Raw genomic sequence first — 18150 nt, forward strand, 5'->3', positions numbered from 1 at the left:
CGGGTTCCGGGCCGGCGTCACGGGACGCCGGCCCGGCCGGTCAGCGACCGAACGCGTCCTTGAACTTCTTGATGTACTCCTGGACCGCCTGGAGGTCGCCGACCTTCGGCGGCGTCGGCGGCTTGGCACCCATCTCGGCGAGCGACTGGAGGCCCTGGCCGTTCACCTTGATCGGCGGCGCGGGCGGGATGCCGGTGGTCTGCATGACCGGGTACTTGTTCGCGTCGTTGGTCATGCAGGTCTGTCCTTCGACGCCCATGAACCAGGTCTCGAAGAGCTTGGCCGCGTTGGGGTGCGGGGCGCCGTCGATCATGCCCATCCAGGTCTGCGCGGGGAAGACCGGGCCCTTGATCGGGTAGTAGAAGCCGAGCGTCTTGTTCGTCGTGGCGGTGCGTGGGCCGAGCGAGACGTCGTACGGGCCGATCATGATGGCGTACTCACCCGTGGCGACCGCCTGCGTCGCGGCGGGGATCGCGTTCATCAGGCCGGGCTCGTTGTCCACGAAGCGCTTGAGCCACGCGTCGTCGAACGGGGCGCCGGACATCAGCAGGTTGCGCAGGATCCAGTTGCCCGGGCTGTTGGTCGTGGGGTCGATGATGCCGATCTTCCCCTTGAACTTCGGGTCGGCCAGCTCCTCGTAGCTCGTCGGGATCTGGTCCTCGGTGAGCTGCGTCTTGTTGTACATAAGGCCGTAGCCGGCGGTCTGGTACGCCGCCATGAAGTTGCCGGTCTCCGCCACGAAGCCGGGGTCGATGCCCTGCGTCGTCGAGGGCAGGAACTGCTGCAGGACGCCGATCTGGTCCATCCCCAGCATGATCTCGTCGCTGGTGATGGCGACGTCGCCGACGTTGCGGCCGCTGGAGACCTCCTGCTGGACCTTGATGACACCGTCCGAGGGCAGGTAGCTGTACTCGACCTTGATGCCTGGGTAGCTCTGCTCGAACTTGGCGAAGCACTTGTCGAACGACAGGCTCGCGTAGACGACGACCTTGTCTTCCTTGGCGTCCTTGGCCGCCTGGTACAGCTGGTCCGCGGTCTGGGTGGACGCCGCGGGCGGGGCCTTGCTATCGCCGCCGGCTGAGGCGGGCTCCTCGGAATCCCCACCGCAGGCGGCGAGGCTGGCAATGACGAGTATGGCGAGCGGTGCGGCGAGGCGCCGCGACATTATTGACCTCATCGGCCACTTACTCCTCAAGGTGCGATTCGCAGGATCTTTTCTTCTCCGACCTGGACGTGGACCGAGTCGCCGACCTCGGGGAGGGTGCCCCCGTATGCCGCCCGGCTTTGTGCGTCGGCGGCTCGCACGACCACTCCGACGTCTTCCGCGCGAAGGCGGAACTCCACTTCCTCACCGAGATAGGTGGTCCGTTCGACCACCGCGTCGAACCCGTTGCTACCGTCCGGCCGGTTCGGCAGCAGGCGGAAAGACGACGCCCGTACCGCGACATCGAGCTGGGCGCCGTTGGCGTGCTCGGCGGGAATCGCGGTACGTAGCTGCGGTCCGGCAGCGCCGAGGCGGATGGTGAGGCCGGCAGCGGAACTGCCGGTCACCGTGGCCGGTACGACGTTGTCGAAGCCGATGAAGTCCGCGACGAACCGGTTGGCCGGCGCGGTGTAAATCTCCCGGGGCGTGCCGATCTGTTGGATGACGCCCTTGTTCATGACCACGATGCGGTCGGAGAGGGCGAGCGCCTCGACCTGATCGTGGGTGACGTACACGGTCGTGGTCTTGACCCGGTCGTGCAGCGCCCGGATCTGGCGCCGCATCTGGGTGCGCAGCCCAGCGTCCAAGTTGGACAGTGGCTCGTCGAAGAGCACGACCCGAGGCTCGTTGACGAGTGCCCGGGCCAGTGCGACCCGCTGCTGCTGGCCGCCGCTGAGCTTGCTGGGCAGCCGGTCGCCGCAGTCGGCGAGGCCGACGAGGTCCAGCATGTCCCGTACCCTCTGGTTGATCTTCGAGGAGGGCAGGCGGCTGTTGCGGCGCAGCGGGTAGGCGATGTTGCCGGCCGCGGTCATGTGCGGCCAGAGCGCGTAACTCTGGAACACCATGCCCATCTGCCGCTTCTCCGGCGGCACGAACAGGCGCGAGGCGGGGGCCGCGAGCGGGGTGCCGTCCTGGAGGATCTCGCCGGACGTGGGCATCTCCAGCCCGGCGATGCACCGCAGGGTGGTGGTCTTCCCGCAGCCGCTGGGGCCGAGCAGCGAGATAAACTCGCCGTCCTCGATGGTCAGGTTGATCCGGTCCACCACGTACCGGTGTCCGTCGAAGGACTTGGCAAGATCGTTGAGCTGGATTGTCGCCATTTCAGCGGACTCCTTCCACGCGGCCCGAGCCGACGAGTTCGCGATCGTCCGGCCCGCCCGGGGCGGCCGGCGGTTCGATGGGTGGCTGTACGGCCCCCTCGGCCGCGCGCCGTGGCGAGAGCAGCCAGCCGCCGATGGCCCGGATCAGCGCGGCCAGCGACAGCAGCAGGCCCATCGCCACGAGCATCACGGTGAAGACCGCGGCCGACGTGGCGTTGCTCCCCTCGACGGTCAGCTGGAGTACCAGCGCGGGGATAGTCTGGCTGTTCGGGCCGGAAAGCAGCGCCGGTACCGCGAGGTTGCCGGCCATCACGAGGCCGCAGACGAACCACGCGGTCAGCAGGCTCGGCAGGATCAGCCGGCAGGTGACGGCGAGGACGGCCCGCAGCCGCCCGGCGCCGTGTACCCGCGCGGCCTCCTCCAGCTCGCGGTGGATCTGCGCGATGGCGGCGTTGGCCAGCCGTACCGCGATCGGCATCGCGACCACGATCAGGCCGATCACGACGAACCAGATGGTGCCGTAGAGCTGCTTGAGGCCGGGGATCGGCAGGTACGCCCAGAGCATGCCGAGGCCGAGGATCGTGCCGGGCAGCGCCCAGGGGATCCAGGTGGCGCCCTCCAGGAACCAGCGCAGCCGCAGCTTGGTGCGCTGCACGAGGTACCCGATCATGGTGGCCAGGGCGACCGCGACGATGCCGCCGACGAAGACCACCACGCCGGTGTTAGCCAGCGCCGTACGGAACGCCTCGTCGGCGAAGATCGTGCGGTAGTTGTCGAACGTGAACCCGCCGGAGAAGACGCCGAACTGCGCTTGCAGCGAGCCGGTCACGAGCTGGACGAGCGGGAACGCGAGGGCGACGAGCGCGTACAGCACGATCGAGCCGGTGGCCGCGAACCGCCAGCCGCGGATGTCCATCGGCACGATCCGGCTGCCCTTGCCGCCGACCGTCGTGAAGTCCCGCTTGACCAGGAAGCGCCACATCGCGACGGTGAGCACCGCCATGATCACCATGAGCATGAGGGCGAGCGCGCTGGCGTGTGCGTAGTCCGGCGGGAAGCTGTCGGTCAGCGCCGCGTAGATCTCGGTGGAAAAGACCTGGATGCCGACCGGCGAGCCGATCATCAGCGGCAGGTCGAAGGACTCCAGCCCGGATACGAACCCGAGGAGGGTCAGCGACAGGATCAGCGGTGCGAGCACGGGCAGCTCGATCCGGAAGAACGTACGCATCCGGCCCACGCCCGCCATCAGCGAGGCCTCGCGCAGGGCCGGGTCGAACCGCCGGAACGCGTTGACGATCAGCAGGTACTTGATGGCGGTCACCTTGAGCACGGTGACGACCGTGATGCCGGCCCAGCTCCGGATGTTGATCGGCCCCTCGTCGACCGGGATGACCAGCCGGATGACCTGGTTGAGGAGGCCGACCTGGGAGTTGCCCAGCATCGACCAGCTGAGGCCGAAGAAGAGCAGGGGCAGGCCGACGAGCGCGACCATCATCGGGGTCACGAAGCGCCGGCCCGGCGTGTTGGTCTGGGTCACCAGCCACGCGAAGTAAACCGCGAGCAGCATCGACGCGACGGTGACGACGAGGGCGTAGAGGCTCGTCTTGGCGAGCAGAGTGTAGGTGTCGGCGTCAGTGAAGGCGTCCTCGAACGCGGTGGTCGACCAGGTGCCGGGGAAACCGGGCGGGGCGGTCCGGAACGCGCCGATCACGACCATCACCGCGGGGTACACGAAGAGCACACCGACGACCGCCGCCAGGATCAACAGCGATATCCGGGACATAAGCCGCCTTACAACATGGCGGCCACGAGGCCAAGCAGAACGGACGGTCGTCACGAGGGTGCCACTCCAACCGTGGGGTCCGGGGCGGGGTTCGTGGGTTCGTGGGGCATGTGTCCGGCGTTCGTTGTCCGCACGGACGTTCTCTGGATGAACATTAGGATGCTCGTCACTCGGCAGTCAATGGTTCTTCCAGATGGAGAGCAGCCCAGAAGGATCATTGACGTTACCTCGGCGCCACCCTACCGTCCTTCAAATGAACTCTTGTTCGCAATGCGGACGGCACCTGGTGGGGCGGCTGTGGCAGGGGTGAGCACCGCCGAGGTGTACCTGCGGCATCTGCGAAGGCGCGGCGTCGACCGCCTCTTCGTCAACGCGGGTACGGACTTCGCGACGCTCGTGGAGCTGTACAGCCGGTACGACAAGCCGGACCCGGGACTGCCTGACGTGGTCGTGTGCGCGCACGAGAACCTGGCCGTGTCGATGGCGCACGGGGCGTACCTCGCCACCGGCCGCGCGCAGGCGGTCATGGTGCACACGAGCGTCGGTACGGCCAACGCGGTCTGCGGGCTGTTCAGCGCCAGCCGCGCACGGGTACCGGTGCTGCTGACCGCCGGGCGTACACCGCTCTTCGAGGACGGGGCGCTGGGCGCCCGCAACGCCGGCATCCACTGGGGCCAGGAGCTGTACGACCAGGCAGGCATGGTGCGTGAGCTGGTCAAATGGGACTACGAGCTGCGCGACCCGGTGCACGTGAGCGACGTCGTCGACCGCGCCCTCGACATCGCGCTCGCCGAGCCGCGCGGCCCGGTGTACCTCACTCTTCCCCGCGAGGTCCTGGCTCGGCCGGCCGACACCCTTCCCGCCGACGCCCGGGCACTGTCGCTGCCCACCCCGCCCGCGCCGCACCCGGCCGCCGTGGCGCTGCTGGCCGACCGGCTCGCCGCCGCGCGGTACCCGGTGATCGTCACCAGTGGTACCGGCGCGGACGTGGCCACCGTCCCGCTGCTGGCCGACCTCTGCGACCGCTTCCACATCGGCGTGGCCGAGCGCGAGCCGCGGTACGTCAACGTCCCCGCCGACCACCCCCTGCACCTCGGGCACGACGTGGCGGACGCTGACCTGCTCTGCTTCCTCGACGTGGACGTGCCGTGGATCCCGCGCACGGGTCGGCCGGGCGACGGCACGTTCGTCGCGCAGTGCGGCCCGGACCCGCTCTTCACCGGGTACCCGATCCGTGGCCACCGCGCCGACCTGTCCGTCACCGCCAGCCCCCGCGCGCTGCTGGAGGCGCTTGGCGAGGCGCTGGAGGAGCGGCGCGACCGGGTCGACGCCACCCGCCGGGCACCCTTGGCCGCGGCGGCGGCCGCCCGCCGCGAACGGATCGCGGCGCGGCTCGAGGCGTCGACGTCGGCGAGCGGCCCGATCGACAAGACGTTCCTCAACCTCGCGCTGCGGGAGGTCCGCGACCCCTCGACGGTGGTGGTCGACGAGTACTGGTGCTCCCCCGAGCTGCTCGGTGCCACCGAACCCGGTACCTACTACGGCAGCCCACCGGCCGGCGCGCTCGGCTGGGGCCTGCCGGCCGCGCTCGGCGTGCAGCTGGCCAGCCCGGACCGCACGGTGGTGGCGACGGTGGGCGACGGCGCGTACATGTTCGCCAACCCGGCCGCCTGCCACCACGCGATGGCGAGGCACGGCCTGCCGGTGCTCGTGGTGGTCGCCACAAACAGCGTGTGGGGCGCGGTGGACGGCTCCACGCTGGGCATGTACCCGAAGGGAGAGCTCGCCGCCCGCGGCGGCCCGAGCGTCTTCGCCCAGCTCGACCCGATCCCGGAGTTCGAGCGGTACGCCGAGGCCTCCGGCGGGCTCGGGCTCGTGGTACACGAGCGGCACGAGCTTGTCCCCGCCTTACGCACCGCCCTCCAGGTAGTTCGCGAGGAACGCCGCCACGCCTTGGTCAACGTCCTCTGCGCCTGACGGTTTGTGAACGCTTCCCGTTGCTCTGGCCGCTGCCAGAGCAACAGGAACTGTTCACAAAGCCAAAGACCGCAGCGTCTCCAGCTCGGCTGGGGACGGAGGGTCTAGCGTGCGGACCTCGGCGGCCACGCGGAGGTCCCAACCCGTCGCCTGGCGGGCGGCCGCGACGTCGATGCCGGGTTGCAGTGCGGTTAGCAGTAGCTCGCCCGAGTCGGGGTCCGGCTCGTAGATGCCGAGGTCGGTGACCACCCACCTCGGGCCGGTGCCGCGCAGCCCCAGGTCGGTCCGCGAGCGGGCGCCCAGTGTCGTGACGAAGTCGAGGTCGGCCACGAAGGTGCGCGGGCTCTGGGCGACGATCACCATGATCTCGCGGCAGGCGGCGGAGATCTCCGGGGCGCCGCCGGAGCCGGGCAGGCGCAGGCGGGGGTTGGCGTAGTCGCCGCCGATCAGGGTGCTGTTGATGGCGGCGTGGCGGTCGATCTGGGCGGCGCCCAGCACGCCGACGTCCAGCCTGCCGGGCTGGAGCCAGTAGTTGAAGATCTCGGGTACGCCCACCACGGACAGGGCGGTCCGGGACAGGGCCGGATCGGCGACCGACAGTGGCAGGTAGGACGGGCGGGCGCCGAGGACGCCGGACTCGAAGATGAGGAACAGGTCGGGCGCGGCCGTGCGCTGGGCCAGGATCGCGGCGTCGCTGGGCAGGCCGATGCCGGCGAAGCAGGTGCCGTAGCCAGCGAGGATGCGCGCGGCCGCGGCGGTCATCAGCTCCTGGGGAGTCACAGTCGCCGCGCTCATGCCGCCACCCCCGGAGCCACTGCGTGAAGCGGGTACGGTCGCGGCTGACCGGGTCCCAGGCGGCGTAGAAGTCGTTGTCCCGCTCGCCGTAGCCCTCGGTGTACGACGGGCGGGCACCACCCTCGGCGACGCAGAGCGTGTCCAGCGCCCAGTACGGCAGCAGCGTCGCACCCGGTACCGGCGAAAGCTCCTCGACGACCTCCTCGACCGTGACAAGTGAGCGGCGCGCGGCCAGTACCGCCTCCTTCTGGACGCCGGAGATGCCCCAAAGCTGGACGTTCCCCCGCCGGTCGGCCCGCTGCGCGTGGATGACCGCGACGTCCGGGCGGACCGCGCGCACGGCGGCGAGGGTTTCGTCCGTGAACGGGCAGCGCACGAAGCGGACGCCGTCGGTGTGCGCGGCGAGTGACGTGCCCACGTAGCCGCGCAGGACGGCGAAGGGCAGCCCGGAGGCGCCCGCCACGTACGCGTTGGCGAGGCCGGCGTGCGTGTGCTCTTCGAGCGCGATCGGGTGCGGCCAGCCGTGCTCCACCGCGTCGCGGAAGCGGTGCAGGCTGCCCACGCCCGGGTTGCCCGCCCAGGAGAAGACGAGCTTGGTCACCGCGCCCGCGCCGATCAGCTGGTCGACAAGGATGTCCGGCACCATGCGGGTGACCGTGAGCCCGGTCCGCCCCTGCCGGATGATCTCGTGGGCGGCGGCGAAGGGTACGAGGTGGCTGAACCCTCGATGGCGATGTCGGCGCCGTCCGGTACGAGGTCCGCGACGGCGTCGGCGAGTGGGACGATGCGCACGGCTGGCCTCCGGTTTTCAGGATCCATCGATGACGATGCTCTTGACCTGGGTGCGTTCGAGGATCGTCTCCGCGCCGCCGGTCCGGCCGAAGCCGCTGCCCCGGTAGCCGCCGAACGGGGTGCCGACCGCGCCGGCCGGCCCGTAGGTGTTGACGTACACCTGGCCCGCCTCCAGTCCGCGCGCGAAGCGCACAGCGGTCGACACGTTCGCGGTCCAGACCGAGGCGGCCAGGCCGTAGCGGGTGCCGTTGGCGATCCGCAGCGCCTCGGCCGCGTCGTCGAACGTCACCGCCGACAGCACCGGCCCGAAGATCTCCTCCTGCGCGATCCGCATGCCGGGGTCGACCTGGTCGAAGAGCGTGGGCTCGACGAAGAACCCGGCACCGGGCGGCGCGCCGCCTCCGGTCACGAGCCGGGCCCCCTCGGCAAGGCCGGCCGCGACGTACCCCAGCACCCGCTCCCGTTGCTTGGCGCTGATCAGCGGCCCCATGTCGACGTTCTCGAACCACGGGCCGATCCGTACCGCCCGCATCGCCTCGGCGACCCGGTCCACGACCTCGTCGCGCACCGGGCGCTGGACGAGCAGCCGGGTGCCGGCGAAGCAGACCTGGCCGGCGTTGGTGGTCAGCCACCGCACGATCGTGGGGACGGCCCGGTCCAGGTCGGCGTCAGCCATCACGACCTGTGGCGACTTACCACCAAGTTCAAGATGCAGCGGTACGAGGTTGCGCGCGCACGCCCGCATCACCGCCGAGCCGGTCTCCGGCGACCCGGTGAACGCCATATACCGCACCAGCGGGTGCTCCGGCAGCGCGGCGCCGGCCTCCGGCCCGTACCCGGTCACGACGTTGACGACGCCCGGCGGTATCCCGGCCTCCACGGCGAGGGCGGCCAGCCGCAGGCAGGTCAGCGGGGCGTCCTCGGCGGGCTTGACGACGACCGTGTTGCCCGCGGCGATCGCCGGCGCCACCTCGCCGATCATCAGCGTGGCGGGCGTGTTCCACGGGACGATGCAGCCGCACACCCCGTACGGCTCGCGCAGTGTCAGCCCCAGCATGTCCGTGCGGTTGGTCGGCAGCGTCGTGCCGAGCACCTTGTCCGCGGCGCCGGCCATGTACGTGAGCGTGGCGCCGACCCGTGACGGACCCTTGTACGGCCGGCCGACCTCCATCGACTCGGTCGTGGCGAGCTCGGCGCCAGCGGCGTCGCAGGCGGCCGCCCAGGCGCGCATCAGCTCGCCGCGGCGGGTCGGCCCGAGGTCACGCCACACCGGAAACGCCTCGTGTGCCGCGCGCACCGCGGCGTCGACGTCTTCCGCCGTGCCGCGCGGTACGTGGCGCAGCACCTTTCCGGTCGCGGGGTCGAGGACGGCGATCGTCTCCCCGCCGCGCGCGGCGACCCACTCGCCGCCGACGAACATCCGCCCGTCGGGCACGCTCAGTTCCATCGCGCCGCCCCTCTCGGTTTACCGCAAGATACGTTCGCATGGTAAACAGAAATTCGGAGGGCGGACATAGGCCGGCTGTCCGAGTGCGAGGAGCGCCACTCGGGGGGCCGGTCCGCTAGCCTGACGCAATGGGTCCGCCGCCGGCGGCTCGGTAACGGCACAAGCAGCAGCGACGAGGTAGTCATGGGCGAACCCGACGTGCGGCCCGTCCGCGGGACGGCGACGGCAGAGGACGCGCCCACCGGGGAGTTCGTCCAGTCGCTGGAGCGTGGGCTGGCGGTCATCAAGGCGTTCGACACGCACACCGAGCTGACGCTCAGCGAGGTCGCGCGCGCGACCGGGCTGTCCCGGGGCGTCGCCCGGCGCTTCCTGCACACGCTCGTCTCGCTGGGCTACATGAGCACCGACGGGCGGCAGTTCTCGCTGCGTCCGCGGGTGCTGGAGCTCGGCTACGCGTACATGTCCAACCTCATGCTCCCGGAGATCGCCCGCCCGCACCTGGAGTCCCTCGCCGAGAAGGTCAACGAAGCCTGCTCGATCACGGTGCTCGAGGAGACCGACGTGGTGTACGTCGCCCGTGTCCCGAGCCGGCACCTGATGGGCATCGTCATCAATGTCGGCACGCGGCTCCCGGCGTACGCGACCGCCACCGGCCGGGTGCTGCTGGCCGGGCTGGGCCAGGCGGAGCTGGACGAACAGCTCACCTCGGTACGGCTCAAGCGGCGCACCGAGCGCACGACCGTCGATGCGGGCCAGCTGCGGGCATCGTCGAGGAGGTCCGCCGGGTCGGGTACTGCCTGGTCGACCAGGAGCTCGAAGACGGGGTACGCGCCCTCGCCGTACCGATCCGCAGCTCTCGTGGCTCGATGGCCGGTGCCATCAACATCGCGGCACCGGCCGCCCGGCGCACCGCCCAGGCGATGGTCGCCGACTTCCTGCGCCCGCTGCTCGACGCCGCCGAGGCGATCAGCGAGGACCTGCGCCGCGCTCCGCACTAGGCGCCTCACGGCCCGGGATACCCCGCCGCGCTGAGCGCGCCCCGGAGCGCGCAAACCCACCCATCACAGCACTTCGCCGTCAACGGCCTCCGTTGACGTGATCGCTGGGCGCCCGTTACTGTCCCACCAGAGAACAGGCGTTCGCCCAGCGAACGCACCGGCAAGTCGAAGGGCCACTCCGTGGAGAAGATCGACGCGTTCTGTCACATCATGCCGCCGGACTACTACGCGAGGTTCTTCTCGGTAGCGGACTCCGGGCCGGTGGCCAACCTTCGCAACCGGGTGGCGAAGATCCCCTGCTTGCATGACATGGACGTGCGGTTCCGCGTGATGGACGAGTTCGGCGACTATCGCCAGATCATCAACATCGCGGCACCGCCGGTCGAAGACCTCGGCTCCCCCCAGCTGTCCCGGGAGATGTCCCGGCTGGGCAACGAGTCGATGGCCGAGCTGGTGCGCACGCACCCCGACCGGTTCGCCGGCTTCATGGCCTGCGTGCCGATGGACGATCCCGAGGCGGCCACCGCCGAGCTGGACTACGCGTGCAACGAGCTCGGCGCGCTCGGCGCGCAGATCTACACGAGCGTGCACGGGCACCCGATGGACGAGAGCCGCTTCGACGTCTTCTACGCCCGCGCGGTCGAGCTGGACAAGGTGATCCAGGTACACCCCTGCCGCCACTCCGGTTGGGCGGACTACCCGACCGAGACCACCTCGAAGTTCGAGCTGTGGTGGGCGCTGGGCTGGGAGATGGACCTGTCGCTCTTCATGGGCCGGATGGTCTTCTCCGGCGTGCTGGAGCGGTACCCGACCATCAAGTTCCTGATCCACCACGGCGGCAGCATGATCCCGCACTTCTCCGGCCGGGTCGGCCCCGGGCTGGACCAGCTCGGCGCCCGCACTCCCCGGACCAGCAGGCCGACGTGGAGGGGTACCCGCTCAGCAAGCGCCCGCTCGACTACTTCAAGATGTTCTATGTGGACACCGCGATGTTCGGTGCGGCCCACGCCCTACGGTGCACAGTGGACTTCTTCGGCGTCGACCGGGTGCTCTTCGGCTCCGACTCGCCGTACGACCCGGAGAAGGGCCCGGGCTACATCCGCTCGACGATCCGCAACCTCGACGAGATCGGCCTCGGCGAGGACGAGCAAAGTGCCATCTTCCACGGCAACGCGCGCAAGGTCTTCAACGCGACCTTCCGGGAGGTGGGCGCACTGTGAGCGAGCGAGTTGGCGCGGCGGCGTCTGGACGGAGCCATCCCGCCGACGAAGTCGGGGTTTCGGCGTGGCGGAGGAAGACGTCGCCTTCAGCGCCGCACGAGCGAGCGAACCAGGAGGCGCTGTGAGCTTTGTCGACGGAGAATGGCGGGAGGCGTCCGGCACCCCGATCGCGGTGACCGATCCCGCCTCGGGCGAGGAGATCGCCTCGGTCCCGTCCGCGACCGCCGCCGAGGTGGGTGACGCGCTCGACGCCGCCCGCCGGGCCCAGCGGGAGTGGAGCCGGCTCCCCGCCACCACGCGCGGCGACCACCTGCGCGCGATCGCCGGTGTCTTCGCCGACCACCGCGAGGCCCTCGCTGACTCGCTGGTCAGGGAGGTGGGCAAGCCGAAGGCGCAGGCGCTGGGCGAGGTCGAGTTCGCGATCGGCTTCCTGCGGTACAACGCCGACTGGGACCGCCGCATCGAAGGCGAGATCCTCCCCGGTGACGTACCGGGCGAGGTGATCCACCTGCTCCGCGCCCCGGTCGGCGTCGTCGGCGCCATCTGCCCGTGGAACTTCCCGCTCGCCGTCCTCTGCCGCAAAATCGCCCCGGCCCTGCTGACCGGAAACACCGTCGTGGCGAAGCCGAGCGAGGTCACTCCACTCACGACACTGCACGCGTTCCGCCTCGTCGCCGAGCACGCCCCGCTCCCGCCCGGCGTGCTCAACCTCGTCACCGGCGGCCGGGAGACCGGTGCCGCGCTCGTCGCCGACCCGCGCACGTCGATGGTGTCGTTCACCGGGCACCGGGACACCGGCAAGTCCGTGATGGCCACCGCCGCCGAGCGGCTCACCCGGGTCTCCCTGGAGCTGGGCGGCAAGGCGCCGGCGATCGTGTGGCGGGACGCCGACCTCGACCTCGCGGTGGCGTCCATTGTGGATGCACGGCACTTCAACGCTGGGCAGGTGTGCACCTCCGCCGAGCGGGTGCTCGTGCACGAGTCCATCGTGGACGACTTCACGGGGCGGTACGTCGCCGCCGTCGAGGCGCTGCGGGTCGGGCACCCGTCCGGCGAGGTCGACGTCGGGCCGATGGTGAGCGCCGCCCAGCACCGCAAGACGAGCGCCGCGCTGGAGACCGCGCTGCGCGAGGGTGCGACGGTACTGACGGGCGGCGGCACCGCCACCGTCGACGGGTACGCCGGCGGGTACTGGTTCACACCGACCGTGCTCGGCGGCGTGCGGCCCGGGATGAGCGTGATGACCGAGGAGACGTTCGGCCCGGTCACGCCGATCTACCCGGTGGCCGACCTGGACGAGGCGCTCGCCATCGCCAACGACTCCCGCTACGGGCTGTCCGCGTACATCTTCAGCCGCGACTACGGCACCGTGATGCGCACCGTCGACGACCTCGACTTCGGCGAGATCTACATCAACCGGACGCTCGGCGAGTCGGTCCACGCCCACCACGCCGGCTTCAAGGAGTCCGGCATCGGCGGCGAGGACGGCAAGTGGGGCCTGCTGCGGTACACGCAGATCAAGACCGCGTACCACCACTTCGGGTAGCCGCGTGCGCCGTGTCTTCGCCGCACTGGAGGTGCGCAACTACCGGTACTTCGTCGTCGGGCACACGGTTTCGCTCATCGGCGGCTGGATGCAGATCGTCGCCCAGGGCTGGCTGGTGCTCCAGCTCACCGGCTCGGCGGCGGCGCTGGGGGCGGTCGCCGCGATCCAGACCGTCCCGGTGCTGCTCTTCGCCCCTACGGCGGCGTGATCGCGGACCGGGTCGACAAGCGCAAACTGCTGATCTGGGTACAGCTGGGCAGCGCGCTGCTCGCCGCGGTGCTCGGCGTGCTCGTGCTCACCGACGTGGTGCGGCTGTGGCACGTGTACGTGCTGGCGTTCGGCGTCGGACTGTTGCGCTGCCTGGACTTCCCGGCGCGGCAGTCGTTCGTGCACGAGATCGTCAGCCACAAGCACCTGCACAACGCGGTGACGCTGAACTCGGTACTCCTGAACGCCGCCCGGGTGATCGGGCCGTCGATCGCGGGCGCGACGATCGTGCTCGGCGGCATCGGGCTCTGCTTCCTGCTCAACGCGGTGAGCTTCCTCGCCGTGGTCGCCTCGCTCGCCGTGATGAACGTCGCCGCGCTGACCCGCTCCGCGCCGTCCGAGCGGGCCCGGCTGGTGGACGGCTTCGCCTACGTTCGCCGTACGCCGGCACTGGCCGTACCGCTGGTGATGACCGGCATCATCGGCTGCCTCGCGTACGAGTTCCCGGTCGTGCTGCCGGTCGTCGCGGAGCGGGTGCTGCACGGTGACGCCCGCACGTACGGCTTCCTGACCGCGGCGATGGGCGCCGGCGCGATCCTCGGCGGGCTCTTGGTATCCGCCGCCGGCCGTACCGGGATGCGCATGCTCGTCTGGTCTTCACTGGCGCTGGGCGGGACGATGCTGCTGGCCGCGGTCGCTCCCAACCTCGCCACGATGATGGTCGCGCTGGCCGCGGTCGGCGCCGCCACGATCGCCACCACCGCCACGAGCAACAGCACGCTCCAGCTCGGCTCCGCGCCGCAGATGCGCGGCCGGGTGATGGCGCTCTGGTCGACGGCGATGATGGGCTCGACCGCGATCGGCGCGCCGGTGGTCGGTACCGCGATGGAACACCTCGGCGCCCGCGTCGGTCTGGTGATCGGCGGCGTGAGCTGCCTCGTAGCCGCCCTGCTCGGGATGGTGTCCCGCTACCAGCCCGGCGCGGTCATCCGGCGGCCGATGCCGGACGCTTCCGGTCCTTGACCTTCAGGTCGGCCTCGATCGCCTCGGCGGTGCGGCGCAGCTCCGGCACGAACTCGGCGACGATCTTCTCGGCGCTGCCCCGGCTGACGTGGGTGGAGCAGTTCATGGCCGCGATGACGGTACCGCTCGGGCTGCGCACCGGCACGGCGACCGAGCGGAGCCCTTCCTCGAGCTCCTGGTCGACGAACGCGTACCCATTGCGGTGGACCGCGTCGAGCGCGGTCGCGAGCCGTTGCCGGGTGGTCACCGTGTACCGCGTGTGCGGTCGCAGCGCGACCCGGGCCAGGTAGCCGTCGAGCCAGTCCTTGGGCGAGTGCGCCAGCAGGACGCGGCCCATCGACGTCGCATACGCCGGAAGCCGCGTGCCCACGCTGATCTGCACGGTCATGATGCGCTTCGCCGGCACCCGCGCGACGTAGACCACCATCTCCTCGTCCAGCACCGACAGCGAGGCCGACTCGTGGGTGCGGGAGGCGAGCTCCTCCATGTGCCCCATCGCCAGCTCCGGCACGATCAGGCCGGACAGGTAAGCGTAGCCGAGCTCCAGCACCCGCGGGTTGAGCGAGAACTGCCGCCCGTCGTTGCGCACGTAGCCAAGCTCGGCGAGCGTGTGCAGGAACCGCCGGGCCGCGGCCCGGGTCAGGCCGGCCTTGTGGGCGACGTCGGAGAGGGTCAGCGAGTGGTCGTCGGCGTCGAACGCCCGGATGACGGCCAGCCCGCGCTCCAGCGACTGCACGAACTCGGCGTTTCGCTGGACCTCACCGCCGGCGTCGTCAACGGTCACACCCACACTCCTCGTCGGGTCGCAGATCGCCACGTCCACCGCGACGAGGATCGACCGGCGGGTACGGGACGTCACCACCGTCGCATTGACGATCTCCGCGTTCGCAGCACGAACAAGTGTTACTATAACGGACCCGGCTTCCGGGCGCCTCCCCCACAAATACCGATTCAGCGGTACCACCGGAAGGCCATTGATAAAGAAAGCTTCCTATTTAATACTTGCCGTGGCGCCACTGTCCCGCCCCCATCAGTGGAGGTAGCCCCGTGCTTCGTCGTCTCCTGACCCTCGCCGCCAGCGTCACGCTGGCCTGCGCGGGGGCGCTCGCGATCGCCGCGCCGGCCCAGGCCGCCGTCGTGGACGTTCCGTTCGGACCGCTGTCCATCGGTGACTACTGCCATTCGCGGTACGCGACGGCCTGGATCGGCTTCTACGAGAGCTCCGGGCTCCGCTGCTACGGCGGCACTCCGATGCAGTACGTCGGCTCCGGCGACCCGTACCTCGCCTGCAAGTACCTCACGGTGGACGTGGTCATGAGCGCCTTCCGTGGCAATTCCGACGCGCTCGTCTGCCGGGTGATCCGCTGACGGCAGTTTTGTCCCGATGAGCCTGGGTAGATCGCCGCTCATGACCGACGAAAGCGACCAGCGCCGCCTCTCGGGGCTGCTGGACAGCGTCTTCGCTGGCCAGGAGCGGGTGACCCGGGACGCGATCCTGCGCCACGCCGCCGCGGCGGACCTTCCAGCCGACCTGAGCACCCGCCTCGACGGCCTCCCCGAGGGCGAGTACGCCCTCGACGAGGCCGCGGAGGCACTGAACACCAGCCCCTATCCAGCAGACTCCTAGCGAGGCGCCTCGCGTTACTTGGCTGACCAGTCGGCGTATTTGGTGCCGGTGAGGATGGCGCCGTCCTCCGGCACCAGCGTCCGCTCGGTCAGCTCAGCTCCGAAGTACCGCGCATGCGGGTCGGTGACCACCTCACGCGAATCGCCCATCGCGGCGAGGACGTGACGGAAGAACTCGTCCATCCGCGACTGCTCGGGCCCGGCCACCTCGACCCGACCGTTCAGCGGCTCGCCCACCGCGACCCGGCCGACCGTCTGTGCCACCTCGTCGCCCGCGATGGGCTGGAAGAGCACCGGAGCGATCCGGACCTTGCCGTCCTCCGTGGCGTCGTCGGCGATCCGCGTGACGAACTCGAAGAACTGGGTCGCGTGCACCAGCGAGTACGGGATCGGCGACGCCTGGATCAGCTTCTCCTGAGCGATCTTGGCGCGGAAGTAGTCGATGTCGGGCCGCCGCTCGGTGCCCACCACGGACAGCGCGACGTGGTGGCCAACACCGGCCGCCGCCTCCGCCTCCAGGAGATGGCGGGTGGAGGTCTCGAAGAACTCGCGGGCGGCCTCCGCCTCGAACGACGGCGAGTTCGACACGTCGATCACCACGGACGCACCCTTCACCGCCTCGGCCACGCCCTCGCCGGTCAGGGTGTTGACGCCGGTACTCGGCGCCGCCGCGACCGCGTCGTGGCCGTGCTCGCCGAGCTTCGTCACGAGCTTCGACCCGATCAGTCCGGTACCGCCGACTACCACGATCTTCATGACATGCCCCTTCGGCTCACGGGGGCATCTGCTTGCCACCCGGTCGCCAGCTAAGACAGGGCAGCCCGCCGGCCTGTGACAGCCTCGCAGAAACGCTTCCGGGTCGGGCCGTGTATTACCGGCGGAGCACGTACCAGCTGCCGGCCTCGCCCGGCCGTGCCCCGGGCTCGTCACCGAAGTACATCGGCCCGCGCACCCGCAGCGCGATCCCGATCAGGTACACGTCGCCGATCGCCGCCACGGCGTTGAAGATCAACGCCAGCAGCACCAGGATCGACAGCCCCACCGGCCCGAACGCGACCAACGGCAGGCCGAGCACCGGCAGCACGACAAGCGGCGCGACGAGCACCGCGAGCATCGTCGACCGGGACAGGTACCACCCGGGCGCGTCGGCGTAGGCGTACCAGCCCCTGAAGCCGAACACCGGACGCGCCCGGGTGAACGCCCACAGCAGTACACCGTGCACGGCCTCGTGCACGACGACTGTCAACAGCGGCATGGCGAGCAGCCCGACGAGAAACGCCACGACCGGCACCATCGCGATGTCCGGCCCCAGCTCGAAGGACCAGCCCGCCGGGCGGACCAGCGCACCGAGCGTCCCCACGGCGCACAGCGACACGAGCCCCACGGCAGCGACAGCAGCATCAGCGTCGCCTGAAGCCGCCGATTGCCCTGCAAACGCACCGTCCCGCCCAGCTCGTACCCATCCGGCAGAGATCGACTCGCGCGCATGCCGGGACGGTACCGCAGAGCGTCAGTGCCCGAAGGCGTCGGAGTCGGCGCCGGCGGCGTCGCCCTGGTCGAGCGCGGTGATCGCGACCACCTCGTCGGCGGCCAGGCTGAAGTCGAAGATGTCGATGTTCTGCCGGATGCGGCCCGGGTCGCTGGACTTGGGGATCGTCGTCAGCCCCAGCTCCATGTGCCAGCGGAGCACGATCTGCGCCGGCGTCCGGCCGTAGCGCTCGGCCAGCTCGACCACGATCGGGGCGCGCAGCACGTCGTTGCTCGGGCCGCCGATCGGCGACCACGACTGGGTGACGATCCCGTGCTCGGCGTGGTACGCCCGGGCGGACTCGCGGGTCACGGTCGGGCTGAGCTGGATCTGGTTGAGGTCCGGTACGACGCCGGTCTCGGTGATGATCCGTTCCAGATGGGTGGGCTTGAAGTTCGACGTGCCGATCGCGCGCACCCGGCCGTCCTCCAGGAGCCGGTCCAGACCCTGCCAGGCCTGCACGTACAGGTCCTGGTCCGGGTTTGGCCAGTGGATGAGCAGCAGGTCGATGTAGTCCAGGCCGAGCCGGTCGGCGCTGCGCTCGCACGCCTCGGCGGCCGGCTCGACCCCGTGCCAGCGCCGGTTGAACTTGGTCGTGACGAACAGCTCCTCGCGCGGTACACCAGAAGCCTTGAGCCCGCGACCGACGCCGCGCTCGTTGCCGTAGTTTTCGGCGGTGTCCACGAGCCGGTAGCCCGTCTCGATCGCGGCGACCACGGCCGCCTCGGTGGCTGTGTCGTCCATCGGCGAGGTGCCCAGGCCAAGGCGCGGCAGCTCCGCACCGTGCCGCAGGGTGACTGTGGGAGCGGTAATCGGCGTCACGGCCCAAACCCTACCGACCTTGAGCGATCCGAGGATCGGGGGGCGGAATAAGGAGACCTGGGTGGGCGTGTACGGCGCACGC

General features: G+C 70.3%; 16 protein-coding genes and 3 pseudogenes. 9 read left to right on the plus strand and 10 right to left on the minus strand.

From position 1 onward, the window contains the following. Positions 1-40: 40 nt before the first annotated feature. Genes Pflav_RS20340 through Pflav_RS20350 form a run of 3 tightly spaced genes read right to left on the minus strand, consistent with a single transcriptional unit; the run spans position 41 to position 4087 of the window. The gene (locus Pflav_RS20340) at positions 41-1177 is read right to left on the minus strand and encodes an ABC transporter substrate-binding protein (protein WP_173037563.1); all 1137 of its coding nucleotides are present in this window, start codon (positions 1175-1177) and stop codon (positions 41-43) included. A gap of 14 nt (positions 1178-1191) precedes the next feature. Next, positions 1192-2304, minus strand: a complete 1113-nt coding sequence (locus Pflav_RS20345) for an ABC transporter ATP-binding protein (protein WP_173037564.1) — start codon at positions 2302-2304, stop codon at positions 1192-1194. A 1-nt stretch (position 2305) separates the two neighbouring features. Continuing rightward, the gene (locus Pflav_RS20350; RefSeq protein ID WP_173037565.1) at positions 2306-4087 is read right to left on the minus strand and encodes an ABC transporter permease; all 1782 of its coding nucleotides are present in this window, start codon (positions 4085-4087) and stop codon (positions 2306-2308) included. 297 nt (positions 4088-4384) lie between these two features. Here Pflav_RS20350 and Pflav_RS20355 point away from each other — a divergent pair, with 297 nt between their 5' ends. After that, positions 4385-6064, plus strand: coding sequence for a thiamine pyrophosphate-requiring protein (locus Pflav_RS20355; protein WP_173037566.1), 1680 nt, complete (start codon positions 4385-4387; stop codon positions 6062-6064). Between the two features lie 54 nt (positions 6065-6118). Here the strand turns inward: Pflav_RS20355 and Pflav_RS20360 are convergent, their stop codons facing one another. The 3 genes and pseudogenes from Pflav_RS20360 to Pflav_RS20370 all read right to left on the minus strand — a co-directional run bounded on the left by Pflav_RS20360 (position 6119) and on the right by Pflav_RS20370 (position 9098). Then, on the minus strand, positions 6119-6859 hold the full coding sequence (locus tag Pflav_RS20360) for a CoA-transferase subunit beta (protein ID WP_173037567.1): 741 nt from the start codon (positions 6857-6859) through the stop codon (positions 6119-6121). A gap of 199 nt (positions 6860-7058) precedes the next feature. Next, positions 7059-7544: pseudogene (locus Pflav_RS45935) on the minus strand (CoA transferase subunit A); the annotation flags it as partial. A gap of 123 nt (positions 7545-7667) precedes the next feature. Then, complete coding sequence (locus Pflav_RS20370) at positions 7668-9098, minus strand: aldehyde dehydrogenase family protein (RefSeq protein WP_173037568.1); 1431 nt, start codon at positions 9096-9098, stop codon at positions 7668-7670. Positions 9099-9281: 183 nt separating this feature from the next. Between Pflav_RS20370 and Pflav_RS20375 the strand changes: the two are divergent. The 6 genes and pseudogenes from Pflav_RS20375 (at position 9282) to Pflav_RS20390 (ending at position 14092) form a co-directional block, all read left to right on the plus strand. Then, positions 9282-10096 (plus strand): annotated as a pseudogene (locus tag Pflav_RS20375) (IclR family transcriptional regulator domain-containing protein). A 330-nt stretch (positions 10097-10426) separates the two neighbouring features. Continuing rightward, positions 10427-10963 (plus strand): annotated as a pseudogene (locus tag Pflav_RS48825) (amidohydrolase family protein); the annotation flags it as partial. Between the two features lie 122 nt (positions 10964-11085). Continuing rightward, a complete protein-coding gene (locus Pflav_RS48830; protein WP_415624390.1) occupies positions 11086-11316 on the plus strand; it encodes an amidohydrolase family protein in 231 nt (76 codons plus the stop codon). Continuing rightward, positions 11249-12862, plus strand: coding sequence for an aldehyde dehydrogenase family protein (locus Pflav_RS48835; protein WP_377310602.1), 1614 nt, complete (start codon positions 11249-11251; stop codon positions 12860-12862). Before Pflav_RS48830 ends, Pflav_RS48835 begins: the two co-directional genes overlap by 68 nt. A 4-nt stretch (positions 12863-12866) precedes the next feature. Beyond that, the gene (locus Pflav_RS47530) at positions 12867-13070 is read left to right on the plus strand and encodes an MFS transporter (protein WP_197938659.1); all 204 of its coding nucleotides are present in this window, start codon (positions 12867-12869) and stop codon (positions 13068-13070) included. After that, on the plus strand, positions 13067-14092 hold the full coding sequence (locus Pflav_RS20390) for an MFS transporter (RefSeq protein WP_197938660.1): 1026 nt from the start codon (positions 13067-13069) through the stop codon (positions 14090-14092). Before Pflav_RS47530 ends, Pflav_RS20390 begins: the two co-directional genes overlap by 4 nt. On the opposite strand, the gene Pflav_RS20395 is transcribed toward Pflav_RS20390, so the two are convergent. Beyond that, positions 14055-14951, minus strand: coding sequence for an IclR family transcriptional regulator domain-containing protein (locus tag Pflav_RS20395; RefSeq protein ID WP_232071674.1), 897 nt, complete (start codon positions 14949-14951; stop codon positions 14055-14057). The two genes, Pflav_RS20390 and Pflav_RS20395, sit on opposite strands and share 38 nt — an antisense overlap. Before the next feature lie 188 nt (positions 14952-15139). On the opposite strand from Pflav_RS20395, the gene Pflav_RS20400 reads away from it, so the two are divergent. Further along, on the plus strand, positions 15140-15460 hold the full coding sequence (locus Pflav_RS20400) for a hypothetical protein (protein WP_173037570.1): 321 nt from the start codon (positions 15140-15142) through the stop codon (positions 15458-15460). A 40-nt stretch (positions 15461-15500) separates the two neighbouring features. Then, on the plus strand, positions 15501-15719 hold the full coding sequence (locus Pflav_RS20405; protein ID WP_232071676.1) for a hypothetical protein: 219 nt from the start codon (positions 15501-15503) through the stop codon (positions 15717-15719). Between the two features lie 14 nt (positions 15720-15733). Here Pflav_RS20405 and Pflav_RS20410 read toward each other — a convergent pair whose 3' ends face one another. The 3 genes from Pflav_RS20410 to Pflav_RS20420 all read right to left on the minus strand — a co-directional run bounded on the left by Pflav_RS20410 (position 15734) and on the right by Pflav_RS20420 (position 18068). Beyond that, positions 15734-16474 carry an SDR family oxidoreductase gene (locus tag Pflav_RS20410; RefSeq protein ID WP_173037572.1) on the minus strand — a complete coding sequence of 247 codons (741 nt, stop codon included), beginning with the start codon at positions 16472-16474 and terminating at the stop codon, positions 15734-15736. 115 nt (positions 16475-16589) lie between these two features. Beyond that, positions 16590-17102 carry a DUF3267 domain-containing protein gene (locus tag Pflav_RS20415; protein ID WP_173037573.1) on the minus strand — a complete coding sequence of 171 codons (513 nt, stop codon included), beginning with the start codon at positions 17100-17102 and terminating at the stop codon, positions 16590-16592. Positions 17103-17228: 126 nt separating this feature from the next. Next, on the minus strand, positions 17229-18068 hold the full coding sequence (locus tag Pflav_RS20420; protein ID WP_232071678.1) for an aldo/keto reductase: 840 nt from the start codon (positions 18066-18068) through the stop codon (positions 17229-17231). Between the last annotated feature and the right edge of the window lie 82 nt (positions 18069-18150).

It is taken from the genome of Phytohabitans flavus (assembly GCF_011764545.1).
GTDB lineage: Bacteria > Actinomycetota > Actinomycetes > Mycobacteriales > Micromonosporaceae > Phytohabitans > Phytohabitans flavus.

Excerpts from the sequence above, each read along its gene's own strand:
- Pflav_RS20370 (WP_173037568.1), bottom strand. The coding sequence starts at position 9,098 with ATGGAACTGAGCGTGCCCGACGGGCGGATGTTCGTCGGCGGCGAGTGG.
- Pflav_RS20345 (WP_173037564.1), bottom strand. The coding sequence starts at position 2,304 with ATGGCGACAATCCAGCTCAACGATCTTGCCAAGTCCTTCGACGGACAC.
- Pflav_RS20340 (WP_173037563.1), bottom strand. The coding sequence starts at position 1,177 with ATGAGGTCAATAATGTCGCGGCGCCTCGCCGCACCGCTCGCCATACTC.
- Pflav_RS20405 (WP_232071676.1), top strand. The coding sequence starts at position 15,501 with ATGACCGACGAAAGCGACCAGCGCCGCCTCTCGGGGCTGCTGGACAGC.
- Pflav_RS20350 (WP_173037565.1), bottom strand. The coding sequence starts at position 4,087 with ATGTCCCGGATATCGCTGTTGATCCTGGCGGCGGTCGTCGGTGTGCTC.
- Pflav_RS20410 (WP_173037572.1), bottom strand. The coding sequence starts at position 16,474 with ATGAAGATCGTGGTAGTCGGCGGTACCGGACTGATCGGGTCGAAGCTC.
- Pflav_RS48830 (WP_415624390.1), top strand. The coding sequence starts at position 11,086 with ATGTTCGGTGCGGCCCACGCCCTACGGTGCACAGTGGACTTCTTCGGC.
- Pflav_RS20360 (WP_173037567.1), bottom strand. The coding sequence starts at position 6,859 with ATGAGCGCGGCGACTGTGACTCCCCAGGAGCTGATGACCGCCGCGGCC.